The organism is Luteimonas sp. RIT-PG2_3 (assembly GCF_054902115.1).
This window is the reverse complement of sequence record NZ_JBUBPF010000006.1, coordinates 201367-225519: the sequence shown is the minus strand read 5'-3', so window position 1 is coordinate 225519 and position 24153 is coordinate 201367. Positions and strand designations below refer to the sequence as shown.

Genomic DNA, 24153 nt, shown 5'->3' with positions numbered 1-24153 from the left:
CGCGTGCCGGCTGCGTTCCCTGCGGTCAGCCGGAGCGCAGGACTGCGCTCAGAGCAGGTTCTCAGGCCTGTTCGCGTGCGATCGCGCGCCAGCCGATGTCGTGGCGGTGGAAGGCGTTGGCCCAATGGATGCGCTCGACGCCTGCATGGGCGTTGCGCTGGGCGTCGGCGACGCTGTCGCCCAAGGCGGCCACGCACAGCACGCGTCCGCCGGCGCTGACGATGTTGCCGTCGCCATCGAGCGCGGTACCGGCATGGAAGACCTTGGCGCTGGCCGGGACCGCATCGAGGCCGCCGATGACGTCACCGGTGATCGGCGACTCCGGGTACGGCGCCGCGGCCATCACCACGCCCAGCGACGGGCGCGGATCCCAGTGCGCTTCAGTGCGGTCGAGTTGGCCATCGATCGCGGCGTCGAGCAGGTCGAGCAGGTCCGACTGCAGCCGCAGCATCACCGGCTGGGTTTCCGGATCGCCGAAGCGGACGTTGAACTCGATGACCTTGGGTGCGCCGCTGGCATCGATCATCAGGCCGGCATAGAGGAAGCCGGTGAACGGGATGCCGTCGTCGATCATGCCCTGCACGGTCGGGTTGACGACCTCGCGCATGACCCGCTCGTGCACTTCGGCGGTCACCACCGGTGCCGGGGAGTACGCGCCCATGCCGCCGGTATTGGGGCCGGTGTCGCCATCGCCGACGCGCTTGTGGTCCTGGCTGGTGGCCATCGGCAGCGCGGTGCGGCCATCGACCATCGAGATGAAGCTCGCTTCCTCGCCGTCGAGGAACTCCTCGATGACGACGCGCGCGCCGGCATCACCGAAGGCATTGCCCGACAGCATGTCGCGGACCGCCGCTTCAGCCTCGTCCAGCGTCATCGCGACGATCACGCCCTTGCCGGCGGCGAGGCCATCGGCCTTGACGACGATCGGCGCGCCTTTGTCGCGGACATAGGCCAGCGCGGCGTCGACGTCGGTGTGCACGGCGTACCACGCGGTCGGGATGCCATGGCGTTCAAGGAAGGCCTTGGCGAAGGCTTTGCTACCTTCGAGCTGCGCGGCGGCCGCGGTGGGCCCGAAGATGCGCAGGCCGGCCGCGCGGAAGCGGTCGACCACGCCGGCCACCAGCGGGACTTCCGGGCCGACCACGGTGGTGGCCACGCCTTCGTCGCGGGCGAGTTGCAGCAGGCCGTCGATGTCGGTGACCTTGATCGCGACGTTGCGGCACTTGCTCTCAGTGGCGGTACCAGCATTGCCGGGCGCGACCAGGACTTCATCCACGCGCTGCGATTGCGCGAGCTTCCAGGCCAGCGCGTGCTCGCGACCGCCGGAACCGATGACCAACACTTTCATAGCAACGTCTCCGAAGGACAGCCCCCGGGTCAGGGGGCGATTCGCGCCGAAGGCGCGCAGGGGGTGTGGCACCGCAAACGTCGGGCCCCGGCTGGCACGGCCGGTGTCAATGCCGGAAGTGGCGCACGCCGGTAAACACCATGGCGATGCCGTGTTCGTCGGCCGCGGCGATGACTTCGCTGTCGCGCATCGAACCGCCCGGCTGGATCACCGCCTTGATGCCGGCAGCCGCGGCGGCATCGATGCCGTCGCGGAACGGGAAGAACGCATCGGACGCCATCACCGAGCCTTCGACCTGCAGCCCGGCGTCGACCGCCTTGATGCCGGCGATGCGCGCCGAGTAGACGCGGCTCATCTGGCCGGCGCCGACGCCGATGGTGCGCTGGTCCTTGGCGTAGACGATCGCATTGGACTTGACGTACTTGGCGACCTGCCAGGCGAACAGCAGGTCGTCGAGCTGCTGCGCGGTCGGCGCGAGCCTGGACACCACCTGTAGTTCGTCGCGACCGACCTCGCGGATGTCGGCGCTCTGCATCAGCAGGCCGGAGCCCACGCGCTTGACGTCGACGTTGTTGCGGCCGTCACCGTGCGGAATCCTCAGCACTCGTACGTTGGCCTTCTTGGCGCAATAGGCAAGCGCAGCGTCTTCGAAGTCCGGGGCGATCAGCACTTCGACGAACTGGCGGTCGAGGATCGCCTTGGTGGTGGCAGCATCGAGCCGGGTGTTGAAGGCCAGGATGCCGCCGAACGCGGACGTCGGATCAGTCGCATACGCGAGTTCGTAGGCATCGCCCGGCGCAACGCCGACGGCGACGCCGCAGGGATTGGCGTGCTTGACGATGACGCAGGCCGGTGCGGCGAACTGGCGCACGCATTCCCAGGCGGCATCGGCGTCGGCGATGTTGTTGTAGCTCAGTTCCTTGCCCTGCAGCTGGGTGAACGTGGCCAGCGTGCCGGGCACCGGATAGAGGTCGCGGTAGAACGCGGCCTGCTGGTGCGGATTCTCGCCGTAGCGCAGGTCCATGACCTTGATGAAATTGCCGTTGCTCTGCGCCGGGAACTGCACGCGCGTGCCGGCGCCGGCATCGGAGGGTTCGCCGATCGCAGACAGCACGTCACTGATGCGCGCGTCGTACTGGGCGACGCGGTTGAACGCGGCCACCGCGAGCGCGAAGCGCGTGTTGGCCGACAGCGCGCCGCCGTTGCCGTCGAGCTCCGACAGCAGGCCGGCGTACTGCGCCGGGTCGGTCGCGACCGCGACGTGGGCGAAGTTCTTCGCCGCCGCGCGCAGCATCGCCGGTCCGCCGATGTCGATGTTCTCGATGATGTCGTCGAAGCTCGCATCGGCCTGGCTGGCGACGCGCTCGAACGGATACAGGTTCAGCACCAGCAGGTCGATCGCATCGATGCCGTGTTCGGCCATCACCGCATCGTCGGTGCCGCGCCGGCCGAGCAGGCCGCCGTGGACCTTGGGATGCAGGGTCTTGACCCGGCCATCCATGATCTCGGGGAAGCCGGTGATCTCGGAGACGTCGCGCACGGCCAGTCCGGCCTCGCGGATCGCCTTGGCGGTGCCGCCGGTCGACAGCAGTTCGATGTTGCGGGAGGCCAGGGCGGTGGCCAGTTCGATCAGGCCGGTCTTGTCGGACACGGAAAGCAGGGCGCGGCGTATCTGGACGGCCGGGCCGGTCAGCAGGTCGGAGGTCATCGTGGGGGGCGGGCAGAGGAGCAGGCCGCTGATTATAAGACCCTGTTCAAGCTCCTGCCGGGCCGCAGGCGGGTCGGTGCGGTCGCGGCGTCAGCCCAGGCCGTAGTCGCGCAGCTTCTTGCGCAGTGTCGCGCGGTGGATGCCGAGCATCGTGGCGGCCCGGCTCTGGTTGCCTTCGCAGTGGTTCAGCACTTCGACGAACAGCGGGATCTCCAGCTCGCGCAGCGCGATCTCGTACAGATTGTCGGCATCGCAGCCGTTGAGGTCGCCCAGGTAACGGCGCACCGAGGTCGCGACATGCTCACGCAGCGGCGGACGCGGGGCAGTGCGTGGGGCGGAGTCGGTGCGTTCTGCGCTGTTCAAGTCGTTTCCCGATAGTTGCGGTGACGGCTGCGCCGTCGCCGTGCGAAAGGCGGTCGGGGCATGGCGGGGTTTGGGAGTCTATCGCTTCATCGTCGCAGCCGCCATTGCGCCGGAGGCGAAAACCGCCGGACGGTCGCAAGGCGCACATCGCGACCCGCGGCCTGTCGACCGGACACGGCCCGCACGGCGTGGCCGATGCTCAGCGCAGGTCGAACGCGAACGACACCGCCTCCGTCGCGGGTTCGCGGACATCCAGGCGGATGGTCGCTGTCTGGCCGCTGGCGATCAGTGGCGAGTGCGGCGTGTCCGCAAGGTACTGCTCGGCGGTGAAGCCGCGCGAGGCGATGTCCTGGCCATTGATGTCGGACAACCGCAACTGCAACTGCGGCCAGGCCTGTGCCCAGCGCGCATCGTTGCGGAACGTGGCGGTCACGCGCAGCACGCCCGCATGGCCGGGATGCGCGCGGACATCGCGGGTCAACAGCACGAAGGCGGCGGGGTCATGCCATGGCGGCAACTGGCAGCCGAGGGTTCCGCACAGCGTGGTCAGCAGCGGGCGCCATGTCGCACTGGCGGCGAACCGGGCGCGGTCGGCGAGCAGCACCTGCAGCAGCAGCGACGCGACCAGGGCCAGGATGACGACGGGCGCGAGCCAGCGCGGCAGGCTTGAGCGGGACACGGCGGCCTGCGATGCGGCGAAGCTCGGCGAGGGCCTCGCCGGCCGGTTGGGTGCGGCGGATTGAGGGTGGGGTGCTGCGATGGCGGGTGCTGGCGCAGCAATCGGCGTTGGTGGCAACGTCGGCGTCGAAGCGTCGGCGATCTCGCGCGGAGGATCGACCACCGGAGGCGCAGCGCCGGAGGGGCCTGCATCGTCGGGGATGCGGGGCGCGATGGCCGGTGCCGCCGTCGGGGCAGGCTCGACATGCGGACGCAGGCCCGAGGGCGAGGTCGATCCGTGCAGCAGGCCGGCAATGTCGACGGTGACGGGAGGCGATGCGTCCCGCGGCGGAGAGGCTGCCGACGCTGCGGACGATGCGGCGTCAATGTCGTGTGGCTGCGCGTCGACGACGGCGTTGGGGATGGCTGTTGCCCGGCCGTGCCCGGCGGAGGAGGGCGGTGCGTTCGCCTGCGCGGCGGCCTGCGCTTTCCGTGACCGCAGTTCCGCGCCGCAGCGCGGACATTGCGCGGGCGGCAGGTCACTGACCGGGTCGGTCGCGACCAGCGCGCGGCAGGCGTGGCAGTTGATGAACATGCCGCTTATTCAATCACGATTGTTCCATCACGATGGCTTCCGTCGTGACCGCGGGCTGCCGCGCGGGGCCTGTCCCCTGCGCGAAGTGCCGCCGATGGATCAGCAGCAACTCAGCGGCGGACGCCATCGATGCGGATCCAGTCGCCTTCGTGCGCGACCGCCAGTTGCTCGAACCACGGACGGTAACGCTGCAACAGGGCTTCCTGCTGGCCATCGAGGATGCCCGACAGCGCGATCCGCCCGCCGGGTGCGGTGCGGTCGGCGAGGGTATCGGCCAGCGCGTCAAGCGCCGAGGCCAGGATGTTGGCGACGACCACCGGATAGCGCTCGTCGGGTGCGGCCTGCGGCGCGTAGACGCTGAGCGCGGCCGCAATGCCGTTGCGTTCGGCGTTGTCATGGCTGGCGATCAAGGCCTGCGGATCGTTGTCGACACCGACTGCCTGCGCCGCGCCGAGCTTCAGTGCGGCCAGGGCGAGGATGCCGCTGCCGCAGCCGAAGTCGAGCACGGTGCTGCCCTGCAGCGTGCCGTCGGCGGCCAGCGCATCCAGCCATTGCAAACACAACGAGGTCGTCGGATGCGTGCCCGATCCGAACGCCAGGCCGGGATCGAGCCGGACCACGGCCGCGTCCTGGCCGGCATCGTCCGGCAGCTCGCGGTTCCACGGCACGATCCAGGTCCGCGCGCCGAAGCGCAGCGGCACGTACTGGTCCATCCACGCGCGTTCCCAGTCCTGGTCCTCGACGTTGCGGAAGCTGACCGGCGACCAGTCGAGCGCGGGGTCGAACGACTCCAGCGCCGCCAGCAGTGCCAGCGCGTCGGCATCGTGCGGGAACAGCGCACTGAGCGTGATCGACTGCCACAGCGGTGTCTCGCCGACGCCGGGTTCGAGGATCGCGTGCTCGTTGCTGGTATCGGCATCGGCATCGAGCATCGTCACCGCCAGCGCGCCGAGATCCTCGAGCGCGTGCTCGTAGCGGGGCTGCAGGGATTCATGGCAGCGCAGGGAGAGTTCGAGGAAGGGCATGCAAGGGTCCGCCGATGGAAGAAGCAGACGCCGCGGCAAGCCGCGGCGCTCGAGAAGAAAAACCGGGCCAGAGGCCGCCGGGGTCAGCCGATCGACAGGCCCTTGTCCTTGCGCTCGGCCAGGCGCTTCTCGAGGTAGTGGATGTTCTGACCACCGGCCTGGAAGCCCTTGTCGCGCATGATGCGCTGCTGCAGCGGGATGTTGGTCTTGATGCCGTCGACGACCATCTCGCTGAGCGCGACGTGCATGCGTGCGATCGCCTGCGCGCGGTCGGCACCGTGCACGATCAGCTTTCCGATCATCGAGTCGTAGTTGGGCGGCACGGCATAACCTTCATAGACGTGCGAATCCACGCGCACGCCGGGGCCACCGGGGACGTGGAAGTGCTTCACCAGGCCGGGCGAGGGCAGGAAGCTCTCGGGATCCTCGGCGTTGATGCGGCATTCGATCGCATGGCCGGTCAGCACGATGTCTTCCTGGCGGATTGACAGCTTGCGGCCCGACGCGATCATCAACTGCTCGCGCACCAGGTCGATGCCGGTGACCAGTTCGGTGACGGGATGCTCGACCTGGATGCGGGTATTCATCTCGATGAAGTAGAAACGGCCGTCCTCGAACAGGAATTCGAAGGTGCCAGCGCCGCGATAACCGATGCGGATGCAGGCTTCGACGCAGACCTTGCCGATCTCGGCGCGCAGCTCCGGGGTGATGCCCGGTGCCGGCGCTTCCTCGACGACCTTCTGGTGGCGGCGCTGCATCGAGCAGTCGCGCTCGCCGAGGTGGATCGCATTGCCCTGGCCATCGGCAAGGACCTGGATCTCGACATGGCGCGGGTTCTCGAGGAACTTCTCCATGTAGACCATGTCGTTGCTGAAAGCGGCCTTGGCTTCCTGCTTGGTCGTCGCGATCGCGGTGACCAGCGCGGCTTCGGTATGCACCACGCGCATGCCGCGTCCGCCGCCGCCGCCGGCCGCCTTGACGATCACCGGGTAACCGATCTCGCGCGCGATGCGAACGTTGGTCGCCGGATCGTCGCCGAGCGGTCCGCCGCTGCCGGGCACGCAGGGCACGCCGGCTTCCTTCATCGCGCGGATCGCCTCGACCTTGTCGCCCATGAGGCGGATGGTCTCTGCCTTGGGACCGATGAAGATGAAGCCTGATTGTTCGACGCGTTCGGCGAAGTCCGCGTTCTCGCTGAGGAAGCCGTAGCCCGGATGGATCGCCTGCGCATCGGTGACTTCGGCCGCGGCGATGATCGCCGGCATGTCGAGGTAGCTGCGGTTGGAGGGCGCCGGGCCGATGCAGACCGACTCGTCGGCCATCGCCACGTGCTTGAGGTTGCGATCGACGGTGGAGTGCACCGCGACCGTACGGATGCCGAGGGCATGGCACGCGCGCAGGATGCGCAGCGCGATCTCGCCGCGGTTGGCAATGACGACTTTATCGAGCATGAGCGGGCCCTTAGCCAATCACGAACATCGGCTGGTCGAATTCGACCGGCTGACCGCTGTCGACGACGATCGCCAGCAGGGTGCCGGAGATGTCGGCTTCGATCGGGTTGAACATCTTCATGGCTTCGATGATGCCCAGCGTGTCGCCGGCCTTGACCTGCTGGCCGATGGTGACGAACGCCGGCTTGTCGGGGGCGGGCGACGAGTAGTAGGTGCCGACCATGGGCGACTTGACGACGTGGCCGTCGGGCAGGCCGTTGCCTGCGGCCGGTTCGGCGTCGGACGGGCGACGGCCGCCGCCGGTGGCGGCTTCGACCGGGGACTGCATCGGCATCGCTTCGGGCGCGCGTTGCGAGGCGGCCGGCTGCGCGTAGACCATCTGCGCCGAGCCGACCGGGTTGCGCGACAGGCGGACCGATTCCTCGCCCTCCTTGATCTCGATCTCGGCGAGGTTGGATTCCTCGAGCAGGTCGATCAGCTTCTTGATTTTTCTCAGGTCCATGGATGGCCTCGGGGTGTCTTTCAGGAAAGGGAATGCGTCAAAGCACGTGTCGGGGTGACGGCGCAGCGTCGGGGCATGCGCGGGTCGGGAGGTCGTTGGCCAGCGTCGAGGCGCGGACTTGGCCTGCCAGCCTGCGGTCTGTCGCGCGCACCGCGTGTGACGGGCGGGGCAGGCGGCGCTGGGCCGTGAGCGGGCGGATCGTCTTCAAGCGCCGCCCAGCCGCGTCAAGGCGGCGTCCAGTGCGTAGCGGTAGCTGTCTGCGCCGAAGCCGCAGATCACGCCGACCGCCAGGTCGCTGAGATAGCTGTGGTGGCGGAAGGCTTCGCGGGCGTGCGGGTTGGACAGGTGGATCTCGATGAACGGCAGGCTGACTGCCGCCAGCGCATCGCGGATCGCGACCGAGGTGTGGGTGAACGCCGCCGGGTTGATCAGGATGAAGGCGGTGCCGTCGGTGCGGGCGGCCTGGATGCGGTCGACCAGCACATGCTCGGCGTTCGACTGCAGGCTCTCCAGCGCATGGCCGGCCGCCTCCGCAGTCTGCCGCAGGCCCGCCTCGATGTCGGCCAGGGTGGTGCGGCCATAGACCTCGGGCTCGCGTGTACCGAGCAGGTTGAGGTTGGGGCCGTGCAGGACCAGCAATTTCGCCATTCGCAATGGTATGCCCAAGGGCGCTTGCCCGGATTGGGCGGCAGTCTGCGCCAAGGCGCGGTTACTGTCCAGTTCGCCGACGATGACTGAAGTTAAGCAAGTGTTTGAGTTTTCACTTCAATCCGTGACCCAGCCGTCGATTTCGCCATGCTGGAACGGCCCGATCTTCTGCTTCAGCACGCGGCCATCGGCTGAAATCAGCGCCGTATACGGCAGCACGCCGCGCGGATTGCCGACGCGCACGCCGGCATCTGCAGGACCGGGAGCGTCCAGTGCGATCGCATACCCGACCGGAATGCGCTGCAGGAAGCTGCGCACGGCCTCGGCGTCGTCGAGGGCGATGCCAAGGACCTGGGTGCCGTTGGCGCCCTGTTCGCCGGCGAAGCGGTCGAGTTCGGGCATTTCCTCGATGCACGGCCCGCACCAGCTGGCCCAGATGTTGACCAGCAGCGGGCGGCCGGCAAAGTCGGCCGGCAGGCGTACCGGGGCGCCGTCGAGGTCGGCGATCTCGAAGGCCGCCACCGTGTCGCCACGGGTCGGCACCCTGACCCCGGGCGGTGCGGCCGGCGCGCTGGCGCTGGCGGCGTGGTTCAACGCGCGCTGCCCGAACTCGGTGCCGGCCAGCGGCCCCGGGCCATTGATCAGCACGCTGGCGACGACGCCCAGGCTGCCGGCCAGCAGGGCGGCGATGACGATGCGCAGCGGCGTGACCTTCATCGCGCGGCGCGCTCCAGGGCTGCCCGCAGCATGTCCTCGCCGAGGATCGCCGGCAGCACTTCGCCATCGCCACCGCCGCGCGGATAGACCACGTACAGCGGCACGCCGACGGCCTTGTGCTGCTCGAGGAAGGTGCTGATCTGCGGATCGATGTTGGTCCAGTCGCCGACCATGTAGGTGGCATCGGCTGCGCGCAGCGCCTCCGCAAAGAAGGGCCTGGACAGCACGCGTCCTTCGTTGGCCTTGCAGGTCACGCACCAGTCCGCCGTCATGTTGACGAAAACCACGCGGCCTTCGTCGCGCAGCGACTGCAGCTTGGCGGCGTCATAGGCGACATGGCCGGCGTCGACGCCGGTCGTGGCGGCCGATGCCTGCGGCGGCGGCAACTGCTGCAGTTTCCAGATCGGCAGCAGGGCGGCCAGCAGCACCAGTCCGGCCAGCACGCGCGCGACTGTCGACTCGCGCCAGCGGCCGCGCTCGTGCCACCACAGGCCGAGCGCGAGCAGGGTCAGGCCGACCGCTGCCAGCGCCATCGCGTCCACGCCGCGTTGGCGGCCGAGGATCCACAGCAGCCAGATCGCGGTCAGGTACATCGGGAACGCCAGGACCTGCTTCAGCGTTTCCATCCACGCACCGGGACGCGGCAGGCGCGTGGCCAGTGCCGGGATGAAACCGATCAGCAGGAACGGCAGCGCCAGTCCGAGGCCCAGCGCGAGGAACACCGCCAGCGCGACCGGCGTCGATGCGGTGAACGCGAAGGCCAGTGCGCCGCCCATGAACGGTGCGATGCAGGGGCTGGCGACGATGCAGGCCAGCACGCCGGTGAAGAAATCACCCACCGGTCCCTGCCGGCTGGCCAGCGAGTGACCGACGTTGCCGAAACCGCCGCCGAGCGTGAACACGCCCGACAGGCTCAGGCCGACCGCGAACATCAGGTAGGCCAGCGCGGCGACGAACCACGGCTGCTGCAACTGGAAGCCCCAGCCCAGCGCCTGGCCGGTGCCGCGCAGCGCGATCACCAGCAGGCCGATCGCGGCGAATGCGGCCAGCACGCCCAGCGTGTACCAGAGCGCGTGGCTGCGCGCGCGGGCGCGGCTCTCGCCGCTTTGCGCCAGCCCCAGCACTTTCAGCGACAGGATCGGCAGCACGCAGGGCATCAGGTTCAGCACCAGGCCGCCGAACAGGGCGAGTATGAGGGCCCCGAGCAGGCTGCCGCCGGCAGGTGCGGGGGGCGGCGTGCGCGCGGCGTTGTCGGACGAGGCATCGCCGGCGGGGCCCGGGGTGTTCGCGGCGGGGCGACCGTCGGCAACCTGTGTGGCGTTGCCCACGATAGGGTCAGGCGTCGTGTTGCCAGGGCTGGCGTCATCGCCCGATGACTGGGTGACTGCCGTTGCGGCTGCCACTGCGGCTTCGGCCGCCGCCTGCGTCGGGCTCTCCACCGTGCCTGCCGGGATCGACAGCGCGACCGAACGCGTCATCGGCGGATAGCAGATGCCGTCGTCCTGGCAGCCCTGGAACGTCGCTTGCAGCGTGATCTTCGCAGCGTCGCCGTGCTGTCGGCGCAGCGGCAATGGCACGTCGACCTGATCGAAATACACCGTGACGTCGCCGAAGTGTTCGTCGTGGTGGGCGCGACCCTTGGGCCAGTGCGGACTACCGGCGCTGATGCCGGGCGCGCCGTCGACGCGGAAGCTGTTGCGGTCGCGGTAGAGGTAATAGCCCTGCGCCGGGGTGAAGCGCATCAGCACCGTATTGCCGTCGCCGACGATGGCCTCGAAGGCGAAGGCCTGCTCGGGCGGCAGCGGCAACGCCTGCGCGTTGCGGCTGCCGAGCGCATTCGGCCGTGCCGCTGCGCCGCCGCCCAGGCGCTGCCCGAGCGCGGCGAAACCGCTGTCGCCGGCGCCGGCTGCAGGCAGCGTGACTTGCAGCGTGCGCGTCTGCGGCGGATAGCAGATGCCGAGGTCGGCGCAACCCTGGTAGCGCACCTGCACGCTGACCTGGCGGGTGGCGGCGGCCGCGTTACCGGACAGGGTCGCCTGTAGGCTGCCGCGATAGGTTTCGACCTCGCCGAAGAATTCGTCGGTATGGCGCTTGCCGTCTGGCAACTGCAGTTCGCCTGCGGTGAAGCCGGCATCGGCGGCCTTGACGCTGGTGCGGTGCCGATACAGGTAATAGCCGTCCGCGATCTTCCATTGCAGCTCGATGCGGTCGCGGCTGGCGGCGCGCGCGCTGAGCGCGAATGCCTCGTCGACCGGCAGCAGGTCGGATTCGTCGATCGCCGCGATGGCGGCCGGCGCGAACAGGCCCAGCAGCACGGCCGCGAGCGCGGCCTGCCAGCCCGGTCGCAGGCGTCGTATACCGGCGGTCGTGTTCCCGATCATGCGAGGTCTCATGCGGCGGCTCCGGTCTGCGCCTGGATCCAGTCGAGATAGGGCGGAAAGCCCGCCGCCGTCTCGACGGCGATCAGTTCCGGCACGTCGTGCGGATGCAGGGCCAGCACGCGCGCCTGCAGGGCCGGCCACTGCGCCGGGGCCGTCTTGATCAGCAGCAGGTGCTCGTCGGCCGATTCGACCTGGCCCTGCCAGCGATACACCGAGCGCACGCCGGGCAGGCGCTGCACGCAGGCCGCCAGCCGCTCCTCGACCAGGGTCCGGGCGAGACGGTCGGCGGTGTCGGTATCCGGGCAGGCGCAGAAGCAGATCAGGGCAGACAAGGGCGATACAGCGATGCGGAAGGGGACCGATAGGGTAGCCGACCTCGGCGGGAGCAGCCCGTCGGCACGCGGGTGGTGCCAAGCCATTGCGGCTGGAAGCAGTGTTCCAGCGATGGCGCCGAGCGGGCTTGCAACAAATAGTGAACTCGGCAGTATAATTTCGCCTTCTTACCTGTCTGTCCACGCCCATGCGCGCCTCTGCCCTGTTGATGTCGGGATTGCTCCTGTCGTTTGCCACCGCCGTGTCTGCCCTCGCGCCCGCCTCGGCGCAGGACAATGTCGAAGTCGGCCTTGGCATGTCGTTCACCCGTGACAACGAATCCACGCCAGTCGCGGCCGTGGCCTGGTTGCCGGAGTGGCGCGAGTTCAAGGGCGGCACGCTGCGCTGGGAAGTCGGCGGCATCTATGTGCGCGGACGTGACAACACCCGGCTGGACCTGAAGGAAGACGCCGGCGTCTTCCACGGTGGCCTGCGCTACGAGCGCCCGAGCGGACTGACCGCCGGCTTCGGTGTCGGCCTGCAGGTCGGACAGACCGATGCGCTGTCGGGCAATCCGCAGTTCGTCAGCACCATCGGTTGGCGCTGGAGCCACTTCTCGCTGCTGGCCCGCCACATCTCCAACGCCAGCATCCACCAGCCCAATGACGGCGAGACCATGCTGCAGGCCGCCTGGCGGTTCTGATCGGCGATTGCGTTCGTCCGGTGGGCAGCGGCACTGTTTGACTGCAGCACCGGTTGACGACAGGAACAGTCGATCGCTGACGCGCAAGGCGGCAGCCGGGACTTCAATGCCTGATGCGCTGCGCGGGCCGGTGCGATCCGCTTGCACCGTGACCGCAACACGTTGATCCCCGCGCGATGAAAAGGTGATGCGCGTCGGCGCACGCGAGCCTCGCGACCCCTGTGCACGCGCAATCGGGTCAACGCGGGCCGCGATCGGGTCGCTGTCCGCGCGCGTGGCCTGCAATCCGATGATCCGCGACTATCATCGGTAGCTCCTGCCATCGTCCGAGGTCGTGCCTTGCACGCATGTGTCCCGCTTGCCGGCCGCGCCGGCCATGCCCAGAACTGTCGCGACATTGACGCGAGCAATCTTCACCCGAGCAAGGTCCACGCCAGCAAGGTCTACGTCGGCAATGACATCGGCAGGGCCACGACGCCGCGGAGGCTTGGCGGCGATGGGCTTCGCCTTATTGCGCTCGTGCTGACGCTGCTGGCCGGCGCGCACGCCAGCGCGAGCGAAGGATTGACCTCGCTGCCGCAGTCGCGCCCGTTCGAGGTGCAGACCAGCGAAGTGACCTGGATGGCGCACGACGTCTCGCCGGATGGACGCACGATCGTGTTCGATGTGCTGGGCGAGATCCATCGCATGGACATCGGGGGTGGTGACGCGACGCCGCTGCTGTCCGGCCTTGCGCATGAGACCAGCCCGGTGTTCTCGCCCGATGGCACGCAGCTCGCATTCCTCAGCGACCGCTCGGGCAGCAACAATGTCTGGGTGGCCCGCAGCGATGGCAGCCAGCCGCGGCAGTTGTCGTTCGATACCGGCGTCGAGTTCTTCGCTTCACCGGCCTGGTCGGCCGACGGCACCTCGGTCTATGCATCGCGGACGATGCCGCCGCTGCTGGCGTTCGAACTGTTCCGCTACGACCTGTCGGGCGGCAAGCCGGTCAAGGTGGTGTCGGCGCAGCCGGCCGGGCACGAATCCTTCGACAGCCGGCGCAATGCGCTCGGCGTCGCGGTGTCGCCGCAGGGGCGCTACCTGTATTACGCCAGCAAGCGCGGCACGACCTGGTCGGACAAGGTCAATCCGGATACCTGGTCGATCATGCGCCACGACCTGAAGACCGGCGACGATGCAGGCTTCATCCAATTGCCCGGTGGCGCGATGAAGCCTGTGCTGTCCCGCGATGGGCGCAAGCTGGTCTACGCCAGCCGCAGCGAAGGCCGCACCGGCCTGCGCATCCGCGACCTGGAGACGTCGGAGGATCGCTGGCTGAGCTGGCCGCTCGATCCCGATGGACAGGAGGGCGGCTACTACGCCGACCTGTTGCCCGGTTACCGTTTCCTGCCGGACGGCAGCGCCGTGCTGGTCGCGGTCGGAGGCGGACTGCAGACCATCGCGCTCGACGGTACGCGTACACCGCTGCCGTTCTCGACGCGGGTGGCGCTGGAGATCGGGCCGGACCTGCATATCGAATCCAGCGAAGAGACCGGTCCCGTGCGTGCGCGCCTGCTGCAGTCGCCGGCGTTGTCGCCCGACGGCCAGCAGCTGGCGTTCACTGCGTTCGGAGCGCTGTACGTGCACGACCTCGAACGCGGAACCGCGCCACGCAAGCTGGAGACCTCCGGCGTGCATGCCTGGCATCCGGCCTGGTCGCCCGATGGCGCCATGATTGCCTACGTGACCTGGTCGCCGCGCGAGGGTGGGCAGGTCTGGACGGTGGCCGCCGATGGCACGCAGCCGCCAGGGCAGCGCACGCAGGTGGCGGCGTATTACAGCGAGCCGATGTTCCTGCCCGTCGGCACTGGACACGGACAGGGCGATCTTGTCGTGCTGCGCGCCAGCCATCATGCGCGGGTATCGGCACCGACCGAATTCGCGCCGTCGCTACCGACTGATCTGGTCCGCATCGCGGCGGATGGCGCGCAGACGCGGCTGGGTGAGGTTGCGGGTGCGCGTGCGCTGCAGTACGACCGCGCACGCGGCCGCCTGCAGGTCTACTCCGGACAGGCCGTGGTCTCGATCCCGCTCGCGGGTGGCGAGCCCGATCCCCTGCTGGCGGTGCGCCAGCGTTCGCCATCGCAGTATGTCGGCGTGCCGGTCCCGGTGGCCGAGGTCCGGCTGCACCCCGACGGCCGGCGCGCGCTGGCGCGCGCGGCCTCGCAGTTGTTCCTGGTCGATGTCCCGGCGCCGGCGAAACCCGGCGCTACGCCGGACGTCGACCTGACCCGTCCCGGGCCGGGCTGGACGACACTGACGCGCGTCGGCGCGGACGCGTTCGCCTGGATCGACGGCGGCAAGGCGATCGCCTGGATGGTCGGGTCGACCTACCATCGCGTGGCCCTGGCCGATGTCGAGCGCGGCGCGGCTGCCGGCAGCGCGGAAGCGAAGGCCCGCGCGCAGCAGCTCAGCGTCGAGATGCCGCGTGACCAACCTGCCGGCGCGCTGCTGCTGCGCGGCGGCAACGCGATCACGATGCGCGGCGACGAGGTCATCCGGCGTGCCGACGTGCTGGTCGTCGGCAACCGCATCGCCGCGATCGGCACACGCGGATCGTTCCCATTGCCCGACGGCGTGGAGATCCGCGATGTCTCCGGACGCTGGCTGCTGCCGGGCTTCATCGACACGCATGCGCACTGGTTCGGGATCCGCCGCTCGGTGCTCGATCCCGAACCCTGGGAGTTCCTCGCCAACCTCGCCTATGGCGTGACCAGCGGGCTCGACGTGCAGTCGTTCACCGCCGACGTGTTCGCCTACCAGGACCTGCTCGATGCAGGCCTGATGGTCGGACCGCGCGCGTATTCGACCGGCCCCGGGGTCTTCGTCGACAGCGGCATCGACAGCGCCGACGATGCGCGCGCGGTGCTGGCGCGCTATCGCGACCACTACCGCACCCGCAACGTGAAGGCCTACATGATGGGCAACCGCGCGCAGCGGCGGGCCTTCATCGAAGCCGCGCATGCGATGGGCATGCTGCCGACCACCGAGGGCGCCAGCGATGCGCGCCTGAACCTGAGTCATGCCGTCGACGGCTTTGCCGGCAACGAGCACACGCTGCCGGTGTCGCCCTTGCGCACGGACGTCATCGCGCTGCTGGCCGGGAGCGGCATTTCCTATACGCCGACCCTCCAGGTGCTGTACGGCGGGCGCCAGGCGCTGGACGCGATGATCATCGCGCACCTGCCGCAGGACGATCCCAAGGTGCGGCGCTTCATCCCCGGCGACGTGGTGCAGGCCAAGACCGAGTACCGGCGCTGGTCGCGGCCGCAGGACCAGGACTATCCGCGCTTCGCCCGCGACGTCACCGCGGTGCAGCGTGCCGGCGGCCGGATCGGTGTCGGCAGCCATGGCGAGATGCAGGGCGTGGGCTACCACTGGGAGCTGGAGGCGCATGCGTCGGGCGGCGCGACACCGCACGAGGTCCTGCGGGCGGCCACGCTGGGGTCGAGCGGCGTCATCGGGCGTGCCGGCGAACTGGGCAGCCTCGAGGCCGGCAAGCTCGCCGATCTGCTGGTGCTGACGCGCGATCCGCTGGCCGACATCCGCAACAGCCAGGCGATCGAGTCGGTGATGAAGAACGGCCGTCTCTACGACGCCGGCTCGCTTGACGAGACCTGGCCGCGACAGCGGTCCTTGCCACGCCCGTGGTTCCGCGACGCCGGTCCGCAGGGTACGGCGGTTGCGAGGCCCTGATCGCGTACGCGCGTCGAGCCTGGGCTGACGCGACAGGTCAGGGCCGGCCTGTCAGGGCTGCCTGCCTGTGGGCATGCGGGCCGGCAGGGCAACGACCGCACGCCGGCGTACGGCGCTGTCGGCAGGAATTTTTCCGGCGTCCCCTTGAAACCCCCCGAGGGGCGCCCATCTTCCGACCATCCCGGTGCGCCGGGGTTTTCACGGCCGCTGTGCTGGCACTCGTCATCAACGAGTGCTAACATCGCCCAACTTTTTCCATCCAATCAATCACTTAAAGGATTGACCATGAGCAACATCAAGCCGCTGTACGACCGTGTCGTCATCAAGCGCACCGAAGAAGAGAAAGTCTCCGCCGGTGGCATCGTGATTCCGGATTCGGCCACCGAGAAGCCGATCAAGGGTGAAGTCGTCGCCGTCGGCGAAGGCAAGGCGCTCGACAACGGCAGCACCCGCACCCCGAAGGTCAAGGTCGGCGACCAGGTCCTGTTCGGCAAGTACAGCGGCACCGAGGTCAAGCTCGACGGCAATGAATTCCTGGTGGTCAAGGAAGACGACATCTTCGCTGTCATCGGTTGATACCGATCGACGGCCGGGATGGAGCAGGCACTGCCTTGATCTCCATTCCGCCGCGATGTCGCTCCTGCTTCTGACCTTTCTCACGTCCCCATTCCAAATTTTCGGAGTTTCACCAACATGGCAGCCAAAGAAGTCCGCTTCGGCGAAGACGCCCGCGCCCGCATCCTCAAGGGTGTGAACACCCTGGCCAACGCGGTCAAGGTCACCCTCGGCCCGAAGGGCCGCAACGTCGTGCTCGAGAAGAGCTTCGGCGCCCCGACGATCACCAAGGACGGCGTGTCCGTCGCCAAGGAGATCGAGCTGGCCGACAAGTACGAGAACATCGGCGCGCAGATCGTCAAGGAAGCCGCGTCGCGGACCTCCGACATCGCCGGTGACGGCACCACCACCGCGACCGTGCTGGCCCAGGCGTTCATCCGCGAAGGCCTGAAGGCCGTGGCCGCCGGCATCAACCCGATGGACCTCAAGCGCGGCATCGACCAGGCCGTCAAGGCCGCCGTCGGCGAGCTGAAGAACCTGTCCAAGCCGACCGCCGACGACAAGGCGATCGCCCAGGTCGGTACGATCTCGGCGAACTCCGACGAGTCGATCGGCAACATCATTGCCGAAGCGATGCAGAAGGTCGGCAAGGAAGGCGTGATCACGGTCGAGGAAGGTTCGGGCCTGGAGAACGAGCTCGACGTCGTCGAGGGCATGCAGTTCGACCGTGGCTACCTGTCGCCGTACTTCATCAACAACCAGCAGTCGCAGCAGGTTGAATTCGACGACCCCTTCATCCTGATCCACGACAAGAAGATCTCCAACGTCCGCGACCTGCTGCCCGTGCTCGAAGGCGTGGCCAAGGCCGGCAAGCCGTTGCTGATCGTCGCCGAGGAAGTCGAAGGCGAAGCGCTGGCGACCCTGGTCGTCAACACCATCCGTGGCATCGTCAAGGTCGCCGCCGTCAAGGCGCCGGGCTTCGGTGACCGCCGCAAGGCGATCCTGGAAGACATCGCCGTGCTGACCGGTGGCACCGTAGTGTCCGAGGAAGTCGGCCTGTCGCTGGAGAAGGCCACGATCAACGACCTGGGCCGCGCCAAGAAGATCCAGATCTCGAAGGAAAACACCACCATCATCGACGGCGCCGGCGACACCGGTGCGATCGAGTCGCGCATCAAGCAGATCAAGGCGCAGATCGAAGAGACTTCTTCGGACTACGACCGCGAGAAGCTGCAGGAGCGCGTGGCCAAGCTGGCCGGCGGCGTTGCGGTGATCAAGGTCGGCGCGTCGACCGAGATCGAGATGAAGGAAAAGAAGGCCCGCGTTGAAGACGCCCTGCACGCGACCCGTGCCGCGGTGGAAGAAGGCGTGGTCCCGGGCGGCGGCGTTGCGCTGATCCGCGCGCTGAAGGCCGTCGTCGGCCTGAAGGGTGCCAACACCGACCAGGACCTGGGCATCGCGATCACCCGTCGCGCGCTGGAAGCCCCGCTGCGCGAGATCGTCGCCAACGCCGGCGAAGAGCCGTCGGTGGTCGTCAACCGCGTCAAGGAAGGCGAAGGCAACTTCGGCTACAACGCGGCGACCGGCGAGTTCGGCGACATGATCGCGTTCGGCATCCTGGATCCGACCAAGGTCACCCGTTCGGCGCTGCAGCACGCGGCCTCGGTCGCTGGCCTGGCGATCACCACGGAAGCCGTGGTGGCCGAGCTGCCGAAGAAGGACGAGCCGGCGATGCCGGGCGGCGGCATGGGCGGTATGGGCGGCATGGATTTCTGATCCAGCCGCACGACGCCCGTCGTGCCATCGCAATCAAAAGGACCCCGCCTCACGGCGGGGTTTTTTGTGTCCGAAAGCAGGCGTCACTGACCCGGCGTCCGCTTCCCTTCCACGTCAGCGCAGGCAGATATGTGCCGCACCTGCACTGATCTGCACCCGGGCATCGAGCATCGCGTCGGCGCCGAGGATCAAGGCCGGGCGCTCCTTCAGGCCGAGTGAGGCGAAGACCGGCAGTTCACTGATGCGGACTTCCAGCGGCGCGTGCGCCCACGGTCCCATCGCCAGCGACGGCAGCGTGTACAGCCAGGTCTCGATGGCGCGTTCGCCAAGGCCACGCGTGCCCGTCTCGCGCACGCGCAGGCGCTGATCGCTGCCATCAGTGCTGAGCCCGAGCGCGTTCGCCGCGGCGCCGTTGAGGATCGTCTGGGCGGCGCCGGTGTCGATGACCGCGACAGCATCGATCTTCTGCGTACCCAACTGCATCACCACGAAGCCGAAATGCGCCATCGAGGCGTCGCGATGGGGCAGTGCGTTGGCTGCGCAGGCGCTGTCGAGTTTCAAGGTGCCGGGTGGCTGCAACGTGACCCGCTGCCCGACGATGTCGAACGTGACGTCATAGGCATGGGTGATGTCGTTTCCGAGGATGCCGTCGATGCGGCGCGGGCTCGCGCGGCCGAGGCGGCTGAGGTCGGTCTGCATGGCCGCCGCGTGGAACGACAGGCTGCCGACCCGCCAGTGCGCCTCCCGGCTGCGCCGCAGCAGCGCGCTGCGATCGGTGGCCCCCTCGACGGCCACGCCTTCCGCGGTGGGATCTTCCAGGCCGATACGGCGCGCCGTCGTCTCGTCGATGACGGTCGCACCGGCGGCGCTGTCGATGACGAAGTGCAGTGGCTCGACGCTGTTGTTCACCTGCACCGCCACGGTCGGATGCCCGCCCTGCATCCACATCGGGATGTCGTGGTCTTGCGCGGTGCTGTGCGGGGTGTCTGCATGGACATGGGCCATGCCGGCCGGGCCGCAGAGCAGGAGCAATGACAGCATCGACGACAAAACGGTGGTTCGCATCTGGATTCTCCTTCAGGGGCGGCCATTGCATCGGCGCCCTGTATCGGCAGGATGTCCGTTGCAGTCTGCCCCAGTACGGGGCGGCGACCCGGCCGATACAGTGTGGATACAAACCGGCGTGATAATCCGGGCACGGGAGCCCATGCATGAGCCCAGCCGAAGACATCCTGGTCGTGGACGACGATGCCAGCATCCGTGATGCGATCGCCGAGTGCTTGCGCCTGCACGGTTACCAGGTCCGGGTTGCGGCCGACGCCGCGACGATGGACGCCTTGCTGGCGCAACGCCCCAGCGACCTGCTGGTGCTGGACTGGATGATGCCCGGCGAGGACGGGCTGTCGGTCTGCAGGCGGATGCAGGCGCGCGGCATGCCCATCCTGATGCTCAGCGCCATGGCGACCACGCCCGACCGGGTCATCGGGCTGGAGATGGGCGCCGACGACTACCTGGCAAAGCCCTTCGATCCGCGTGAACTGCTGGCGCGCGTGCGCGCGCTGCTACGGCGCGCGACCAGGACCGCAGACGCCGACATCGGTGGCGACACACTGCGCTTCGATGGCTGGACCCTGCGTCCGCAGCATCGTGTGTTGCTGGCGCCCGATGGCGGCGAGGTGGCGCTGACCGGTGGAGAGTTCACGTTGCTGCGTGTGCTGGTCGAGCGCACGGGGCGGGTGCTCAGCAGGGATCAGCTGATGGGTCTGACCCGTGGCGACGACAGCGAGCCGTTCGACCGCGTGATCGACCTGGCGATCAGCCGCCTGCGGCGCAAGCTCGGTCAGGCCAGTCATGGCGGCGAGGCCTTGATCCAGACCCTGCGCGGCGAGGGCTATCGTTTCGCCGCCACAGTAACGCGCAGATGAGCCGGCCGCTCGACGACGACAAGCGCCCGGCGGGGAACCGGCCCTGGCGCACGGCGACCTGGGTCGCGTTGCTGACGCTTGCGACCCTGCTGGTCTCGCAGGCGATCAGCTTTGCGGTCGTCTGGATGCTGCCGAGCCCGCAGGCACCGCAGATGAATCTGGGCGAGGCCCTGCAGGTCATGCGCGGCGAACGCCGTGGCAACGACGTAGGGCTGCGCCGCTGGCGGCAACCGCAGCCTCCGGAGGGCACCGGCAATGCGTGGCTGACGGCCGTCGTCGCCGAGCAGCTGCAACGTCCGCAGTCGCAGGTACGCGCGGTCTGGCGACAGACCGTGGACCCGGCCGCGGTGCAGGTCCAGGTGATCAAGCAGGGGCGGTTGCTGGATGCGCATCAGGCGAGGGGCGCAGGGCTGGAGCCGGCGTTGCTGCTGCCGGAGCTGCGCTGGCCGGCCTTCGAGCTGGCGGTACGACAGGCCGATGGCCATTGGCTTGTCGTTGGCCCGGACTACAGCGGATTGGCGTCGTGGCGGCGACAGGTCCTGTGGGCCCTGCTCGCGGGTGCCGTGCTGCTGGCGCCGCTGGCGGCATGGCTGGCCTTGCGGCTGACGCGCCCGCTGCGTCGGCTGGCGGATGCGAGCACGACGCTCTCGCTGCAGTCCGCATCATCATTGCCGCGCGAGGGGCCGCGCGAGGTGCAGGACCTTGCCGACGCAGTGAATGCGGCGCGCCAGCGCCTGCGCGACCAGGCCGGGACGGTCACGCGCATGCTGGCGGCGGTCGCGCACGACCTGCGCACGCCGTTGACCGGGCTGCGCCTGCGCGCGGACAGCGCGCCGCCGGAGCAGGCGGCACGCATGGTGTCCGACATCGAGCGCATGACCTTGATGATCGACCAGGTGCTGGACTACGCGCGCGGCGAGCTGCAGCCCCCGCAGCGGCAGGCGACGGATCTGTGTGCGCTGCTGGGCGACTGCGCGCAGCATGCACGGGCTCGTGGTATCGCCATGGAAATCCACTGTCCGATCATCGGGACGCTGGAACTGGATGCGTTGCTGATCAGGCGTGCGGTCGACAACCTGATCGACAATGCCGCGCGCTACGCCGGGCAGGCCGAGCTGTCGCTGCGGCAGGAGGCAGGCGACATCATCATCGATGTCGCCGACCGCGGGCCGGGGATTGCCGAAGCCGACAAGGCACGCCTGCTGCAGCCGTTCGAGCGTCACGAGGCGTCGCGCAATCGCGACACCGGCGGCGTGGGGCTCGGGCTGGCGGTCGCGCAGGTGGCTGCCCGACGGCATGGCGGGGAGGTGCAGTTGCTGGATCGGCCGGGCGGAGGATTGATCGCGCGGCTGCGCTGGCCGGCGCGCGGCTCGCCCTGAGCGCCCTGATCGGCCATGCACACGGCGTTGGCCGTGCTGCCGTCGATGCCGGTCAAGTTGCGACTGAAACAGTTGGCGGTCCGCAAGCCCTGTGTTATCAATACGCCCCATGAACGCAGTCCGCGCCAACTACTTTGCTTGGTATTACTTTCCAAAGCCACAGGCGGAGGAAGGATTGCGCTCACGCTGAAGAAACCCTTCAGACGCATTCCCGAAAGCCGCCAGCGAACCTGGCGGCTTTTTTGTTGCCTGTTTTCCCGACTGTCTCCTCCTCCCGATTCCCGTACTGAAGACCTCGACATGCCTCCACATACCGACGATCTGCGCATCCGCAAGCTCGAACCGCTGGTGTCTCCCGCACAACTGCTGACCGACCTGCCCTGCGACGACGAGGCCTCCACGACGGTGGCGTCCGCGCGCGCGGCCTGCCACGACATCCTGCATGGTCGCGACGACCGCCTGGTTGTCGTCGTCGGCCCCTGTTCGATCCACGATCCCGACGCTGCGATCGAATACGCGCAGCGCCTGCGCCCGCTGCGCGACACGCTCGGCGATGCGCTCGAGATCGTCATGCGCGTGTATTTCGAGAAGCCGCGCACCACGATCGGCTGGAAGGGCCTGATCAACGATCCCGACCTCGATGGCAGCTTCCAGATCAACAAGGGCCTGCGCGTCGCGCGCGGCCTGCTGCGCGACATCAACCGACTGGGCCTGCCGGCCGGCGTGGAATTCCTCGATACGATCTCGCCGCAGTACATCGCCGACCTGGTGGCCTGGGGCGCGATCGGCGCGCGCACGACCGAGAGCCAGGTGCATCGCGAAATGGCGTCGGGACTGTCGTGCCCGGTCGGCTTCAAGAACGGCACCAGCGGCGATGTCCGGATCGCGGTCGACGCCGTCGGCGCGGCCTCGCATCCGCATCATTTCCTGGCCGTCACCAAGGACGGGCACAGCGCGATCGCGGCGACCGCCGGCAATCCGGACTGCCACGTGATCCTGCGCGGCGGCAGCCAGCCCAACTACGACGCCGCCAGCGTCGACGCGGCGGCGCGCCTGCTGGTCGCCAACGGCCTGCCTGCCGGCTTGATGATCGATGCCAGCCATGCCAACAGCGGCAAGAATCCCGACAACCAGCCCAAGGTCGTCGACGACATCTCGCACCAGCTCGAGGCCGGCGAACACCGCATCGTCGGGGTGATGATCGAAAGCCACCTGGTCGCCGGCAAGCAGGCGCTGGTCGCCGGCCAACCGCTGGTCTACGGGCAGAGCATCACCGATGGCTGCATCGACTGGGATACGTCGGTTGTCGTGCTCGAACGCCTGGCGACAGCCGTGCGTGCGCGGCGCGCATTGCGGGTGGAGCGGGCGGCCTGATGCGGCGAGGATAATGTCGCGGCGCGTCGATGCCGGGCGCGCGGACAGGGGCGCGACCGCGCGGTGGCGCCTGCGGATGTCCTCGCTTCGACTGCGTCAGGCGTCCAGTGCGATCACGTCGACGGCCTGGCTCGCTTCATGCGCGCCCGAGGTCTTGAGGACGCCGAGGATCGGGGTGACGTCGCTGTAGTCGCGGCCGTGGCCGATGACGATGTGGTCGTTGCCGGCACGGATCGCGTTGGTGGGGTCGAGTTCCTGCCAGCCCATCTGTTCGCCGCACCAGACGCGGACCCAGGCATGGGTGGCATCGGCGCCTTCGAGGCGTGGCTGGCCTTCCGGTGGAATCGTGCGCAGGAAGCCGCTGACATAGCCGGCCGGAATGCCGAGCCCGCGCAGCCCCGCGATCATGATGTGGCTGAAGTCCTGGCAGACGCCGCGACGCATGTCGAAGGCTTCCGCCAGCGGCGTATCGACCTCGGTGGCTTCCGGGTCGTAGGCGAAGTCCTCGCGCAGCCGCTGGTTGAGGTGTTGCGCGAGCGCAAGCACGCTGCGTTCGCTGCCGTCCGGGTGCAGTCGGCTGCGCGCGGCGTAGGCGGTGATCCGCGACAGCAGCAGCACGCGCCGGCTGGCCGGCAGGTAATGGCAGGGCGCATCGGCGGCCAGCGAGCGTTGTCCGCGCAGCGCTGCCTGCAGGTCCTCAAGCGCGGGTGACAGGTCGGGGCCCTCCGGGCCGCGCTCGACATCGACCAGCGCACGCATCTCCAGGTCGAGTTCCTGGTGCGGGTCGCGCAGTGCGACCGAGACGACCTGGTTGCCGAAGAAGTCGTCGAAACTGCTGCGCTCGGTCGGCATCGGTGTCATCCGCAGCAGGGTCTCGCGGACTTGCTGGATGCCGGACAGGCTGCGCGGGACCACGCGCACCAGCTGCCGGCTGTCGGCGACCGTGTGCTGGTAGACGTAGCGCAGGCGCAGGCGGACGTCGTATCTCATCGACGGCCG

At 68.6% G+C, this 24153-nt stretch carries 20 protein-coding genes; 7 read left to right on the top strand and 13 right to left on the bottom strand.

Going from position 1 to position 24153, the window contains the following annotated elements:
• Positions 1-61: 61 nt before the first annotated feature.
• The 11 genes from purD to cutA form a co-directional block, all read right to left on the bottom strand.
• Entirely contained in the window at positions 62-1348 is a 1287-nt protein-coding gene (purD, locus tag ACYX7E_RS12140) for a phosphoribosylamine--glycine ligase (protein ID WP_462080834.1), read from the bottom strand.
• Between the two features lie 106 nt (positions 1349-1454).
• Complete coding sequence (gene purH / locus ACYX7E_RS12135; RefSeq protein ID WP_462080833.1) at positions 1455-3056, bottom strand: bifunctional phosphoribosylaminoimidazolecarboxamide formyltransferase/IMP cyclohydrolase; 1602 nt, start codon at positions 3054-3056, stop codon at positions 1455-1457.
• A 90-nt stretch (positions 3057-3146) separates the two neighbouring features.
• Complete coding sequence (gene fis / locus ACYX7E_RS12130; RefSeq protein WP_462080832.1) at positions 3147-3419, bottom strand: DNA-binding transcriptional regulator Fis; 273 nt, start codon at positions 3417-3419, stop codon at positions 3147-3149.
• A 199-nt stretch (positions 3420-3618) separates the two neighbouring features.
• Positions 3619-4098, bottom strand: coding sequence for a DUF3426 domain-containing protein (locus ACYX7E_RS12125; protein ID WP_462080831.1), 480 nt, complete (start codon positions 4096-4098; stop codon positions 3619-3621).
• Between the two features lie 683 nt (positions 4099-4781).
• Positions 4782-5696 (bottom strand): 50S ribosomal protein L11 methyltransferase, encoded by a 915-nt coding sequence (prmA, locus tag ACYX7E_RS12120; protein WP_462080830.1) that lies wholly within the window; start codon positions 5694-5696, stop codon positions 4782-4784.
• An 83-nt stretch (positions 5697-5779) separates the two neighbouring features.
• Complete coding sequence (gene accC, locus ACYX7E_RS12115) at positions 5780-7147, bottom strand: acetyl-CoA carboxylase biotin carboxylase subunit (RefSeq protein WP_462080829.1); 1368 nt, start codon at positions 7145-7147, stop codon at positions 5780-5782.
• 10 nt (positions 7148-7157) lie between these two features.
• Positions 7158-7649, bottom strand: coding sequence for an acetyl-CoA carboxylase biotin carboxyl carrier protein (gene accB / locus ACYX7E_RS12110; RefSeq protein ID WP_462080828.1), 492 nt, complete (start codon positions 7647-7649; stop codon positions 7158-7160).
• A 204-nt stretch (positions 7650-7853) separates the two neighbouring features.
• The gene (aroQ, locus tag ACYX7E_RS12105) at positions 7854-8297 is read right to left on the bottom strand and encodes a type II 3-dehydroquinate dehydratase (protein ID WP_462080827.1); all 444 of its coding nucleotides are present in this window, start codon (positions 8295-8297) and stop codon (positions 7854-7856) included.
• A gap of 117 nt (positions 8298-8414) precedes the next feature.
• Positions 8415-9014, bottom strand: a complete 600-nt coding sequence (locus ACYX7E_RS12100) for a TlpA family protein disulfide reductase (protein WP_462080826.1) — start codon at positions 9012-9014, stop codon at positions 8415-8417.
• Positions 9011-11395, bottom strand: a complete 2385-nt coding sequence (locus ACYX7E_RS12095; protein WP_462080825.1) for a protein-disulfide reductase DsbD family protein — start codon at positions 11393-11395, stop codon at positions 9011-9013. The genes ACYX7E_RS12100 and ACYX7E_RS12095 overlap by 4 nt, the downstream gene beginning before the upstream one ends.
• Positions 11396-11403: 8 nt before the next feature.
• Positions 11404-11727 (bottom strand): divalent-cation tolerance protein CutA, encoded by a 324-nt coding sequence (gene cutA, locus ACYX7E_RS12090; RefSeq protein WP_462080824.1) that lies wholly within the window; start codon positions 11725-11727, stop codon positions 11404-11406.
• A 188-nt stretch (positions 11728-11915) separates the two neighbouring features.
• Here cutA and ACYX7E_RS12085 point away from each other — a divergent pair, with 188 nt between their 5' ends.
• The 4 genes from ACYX7E_RS12085 (at position 11916) to groL (ending at position 18476) form a co-directional block, all read left to right on the top strand.
• Complete coding sequence (locus ACYX7E_RS12085) at positions 11916-12410, top strand: acyloxyacyl hydrolase (protein ID WP_462080823.1); 495 nt, start codon at positions 11916-11918, stop codon at positions 12408-12410.
• A gap of 519 nt (positions 12411-12929) precedes the next feature.
• Entirely contained in the window at positions 12930-16145 is a 3216-nt protein-coding gene (locus ACYX7E_RS12080; protein ID WP_462080822.1) for an amidohydrolase family protein, read from the top strand.
• Between the two features lie 285 nt (positions 16146-16430).
• Positions 16431-16721 (top strand): co-chaperone GroES, encoded by a 291-nt coding sequence (gene groES, locus ACYX7E_RS12075; RefSeq protein WP_462080821.1) that lies wholly within the window; start codon positions 16431-16433, stop codon positions 16719-16721.
• A 117-nt stretch (positions 16722-16838) separates the two neighbouring features.
• The gene (gene groL, locus ACYX7E_RS12070; protein WP_462080820.1) at positions 16839-18476 is read left to right on the top strand and encodes a chaperonin GroEL; all 1638 of its coding nucleotides are present in this window, start codon (positions 16839-16841) and stop codon (positions 18474-18476) included.
• A 114-nt stretch (positions 18477-18590) separates the two neighbouring features.
• Here groL and ACYX7E_RS12065 read toward each other — a convergent pair whose 3' ends face one another.
• Positions 18591-19541, bottom strand: a complete 951-nt coding sequence (locus ACYX7E_RS12065; protein ID WP_462080819.1) for an aspartyl protease family protein — start codon at positions 19539-19541, stop codon at positions 18591-18593.
• A 146-nt stretch (positions 19542-19687) separates the two neighbouring features.
• Between ACYX7E_RS12065 and ACYX7E_RS12060 the strand changes: the two genes are divergently transcribed.
• From ACYX7E_RS12060 to ACYX7E_RS12050, 3 genes are all read left to right on the top strand, one after another.
• Positions 19688-20401 carry a response regulator gene (locus ACYX7E_RS12060; protein WP_462080818.1) on the top strand — a complete coding sequence of 238 codons (714 nt, stop codon included), beginning with the start codon at positions 19688-19690 and terminating at the stop codon, positions 20399-20401.
• 68 nt (positions 20402-20469) lie between these two features.
• On the top strand, positions 20470-21780 hold the full coding sequence (locus ACYX7E_RS12055; RefSeq protein ID WP_462080859.1) for a sensor histidine kinase: 1311 nt from the start codon (positions 20470-20472) through the stop codon (positions 21778-21780).
• A 300-nt stretch (positions 21781-22080) separates the two neighbouring features.
• Positions 22081-23154 carry a 3-deoxy-7-phosphoheptulonate synthase gene (locus ACYX7E_RS12050; protein ID WP_462080817.1) on the top strand — a complete coding sequence of 358 codons (1074 nt, stop codon included), beginning with the start codon at positions 22081-22083 and terminating at the stop codon, positions 23152-23154.
• A gap of 96 nt (positions 23155-23250) precedes the next feature.
• On the opposite strand, the gene ACYX7E_RS12045 is transcribed toward ACYX7E_RS12050, so the two are convergent.
• Positions 23251-24144 (bottom strand): transglutaminase family protein, encoded by an 894-nt coding sequence (locus ACYX7E_RS12045; protein WP_462080816.1) that lies wholly within the window; start codon positions 24142-24144, stop codon positions 23251-23253.
• Between the last annotated feature and the right edge of the window lie 9 nt (positions 24145-24153).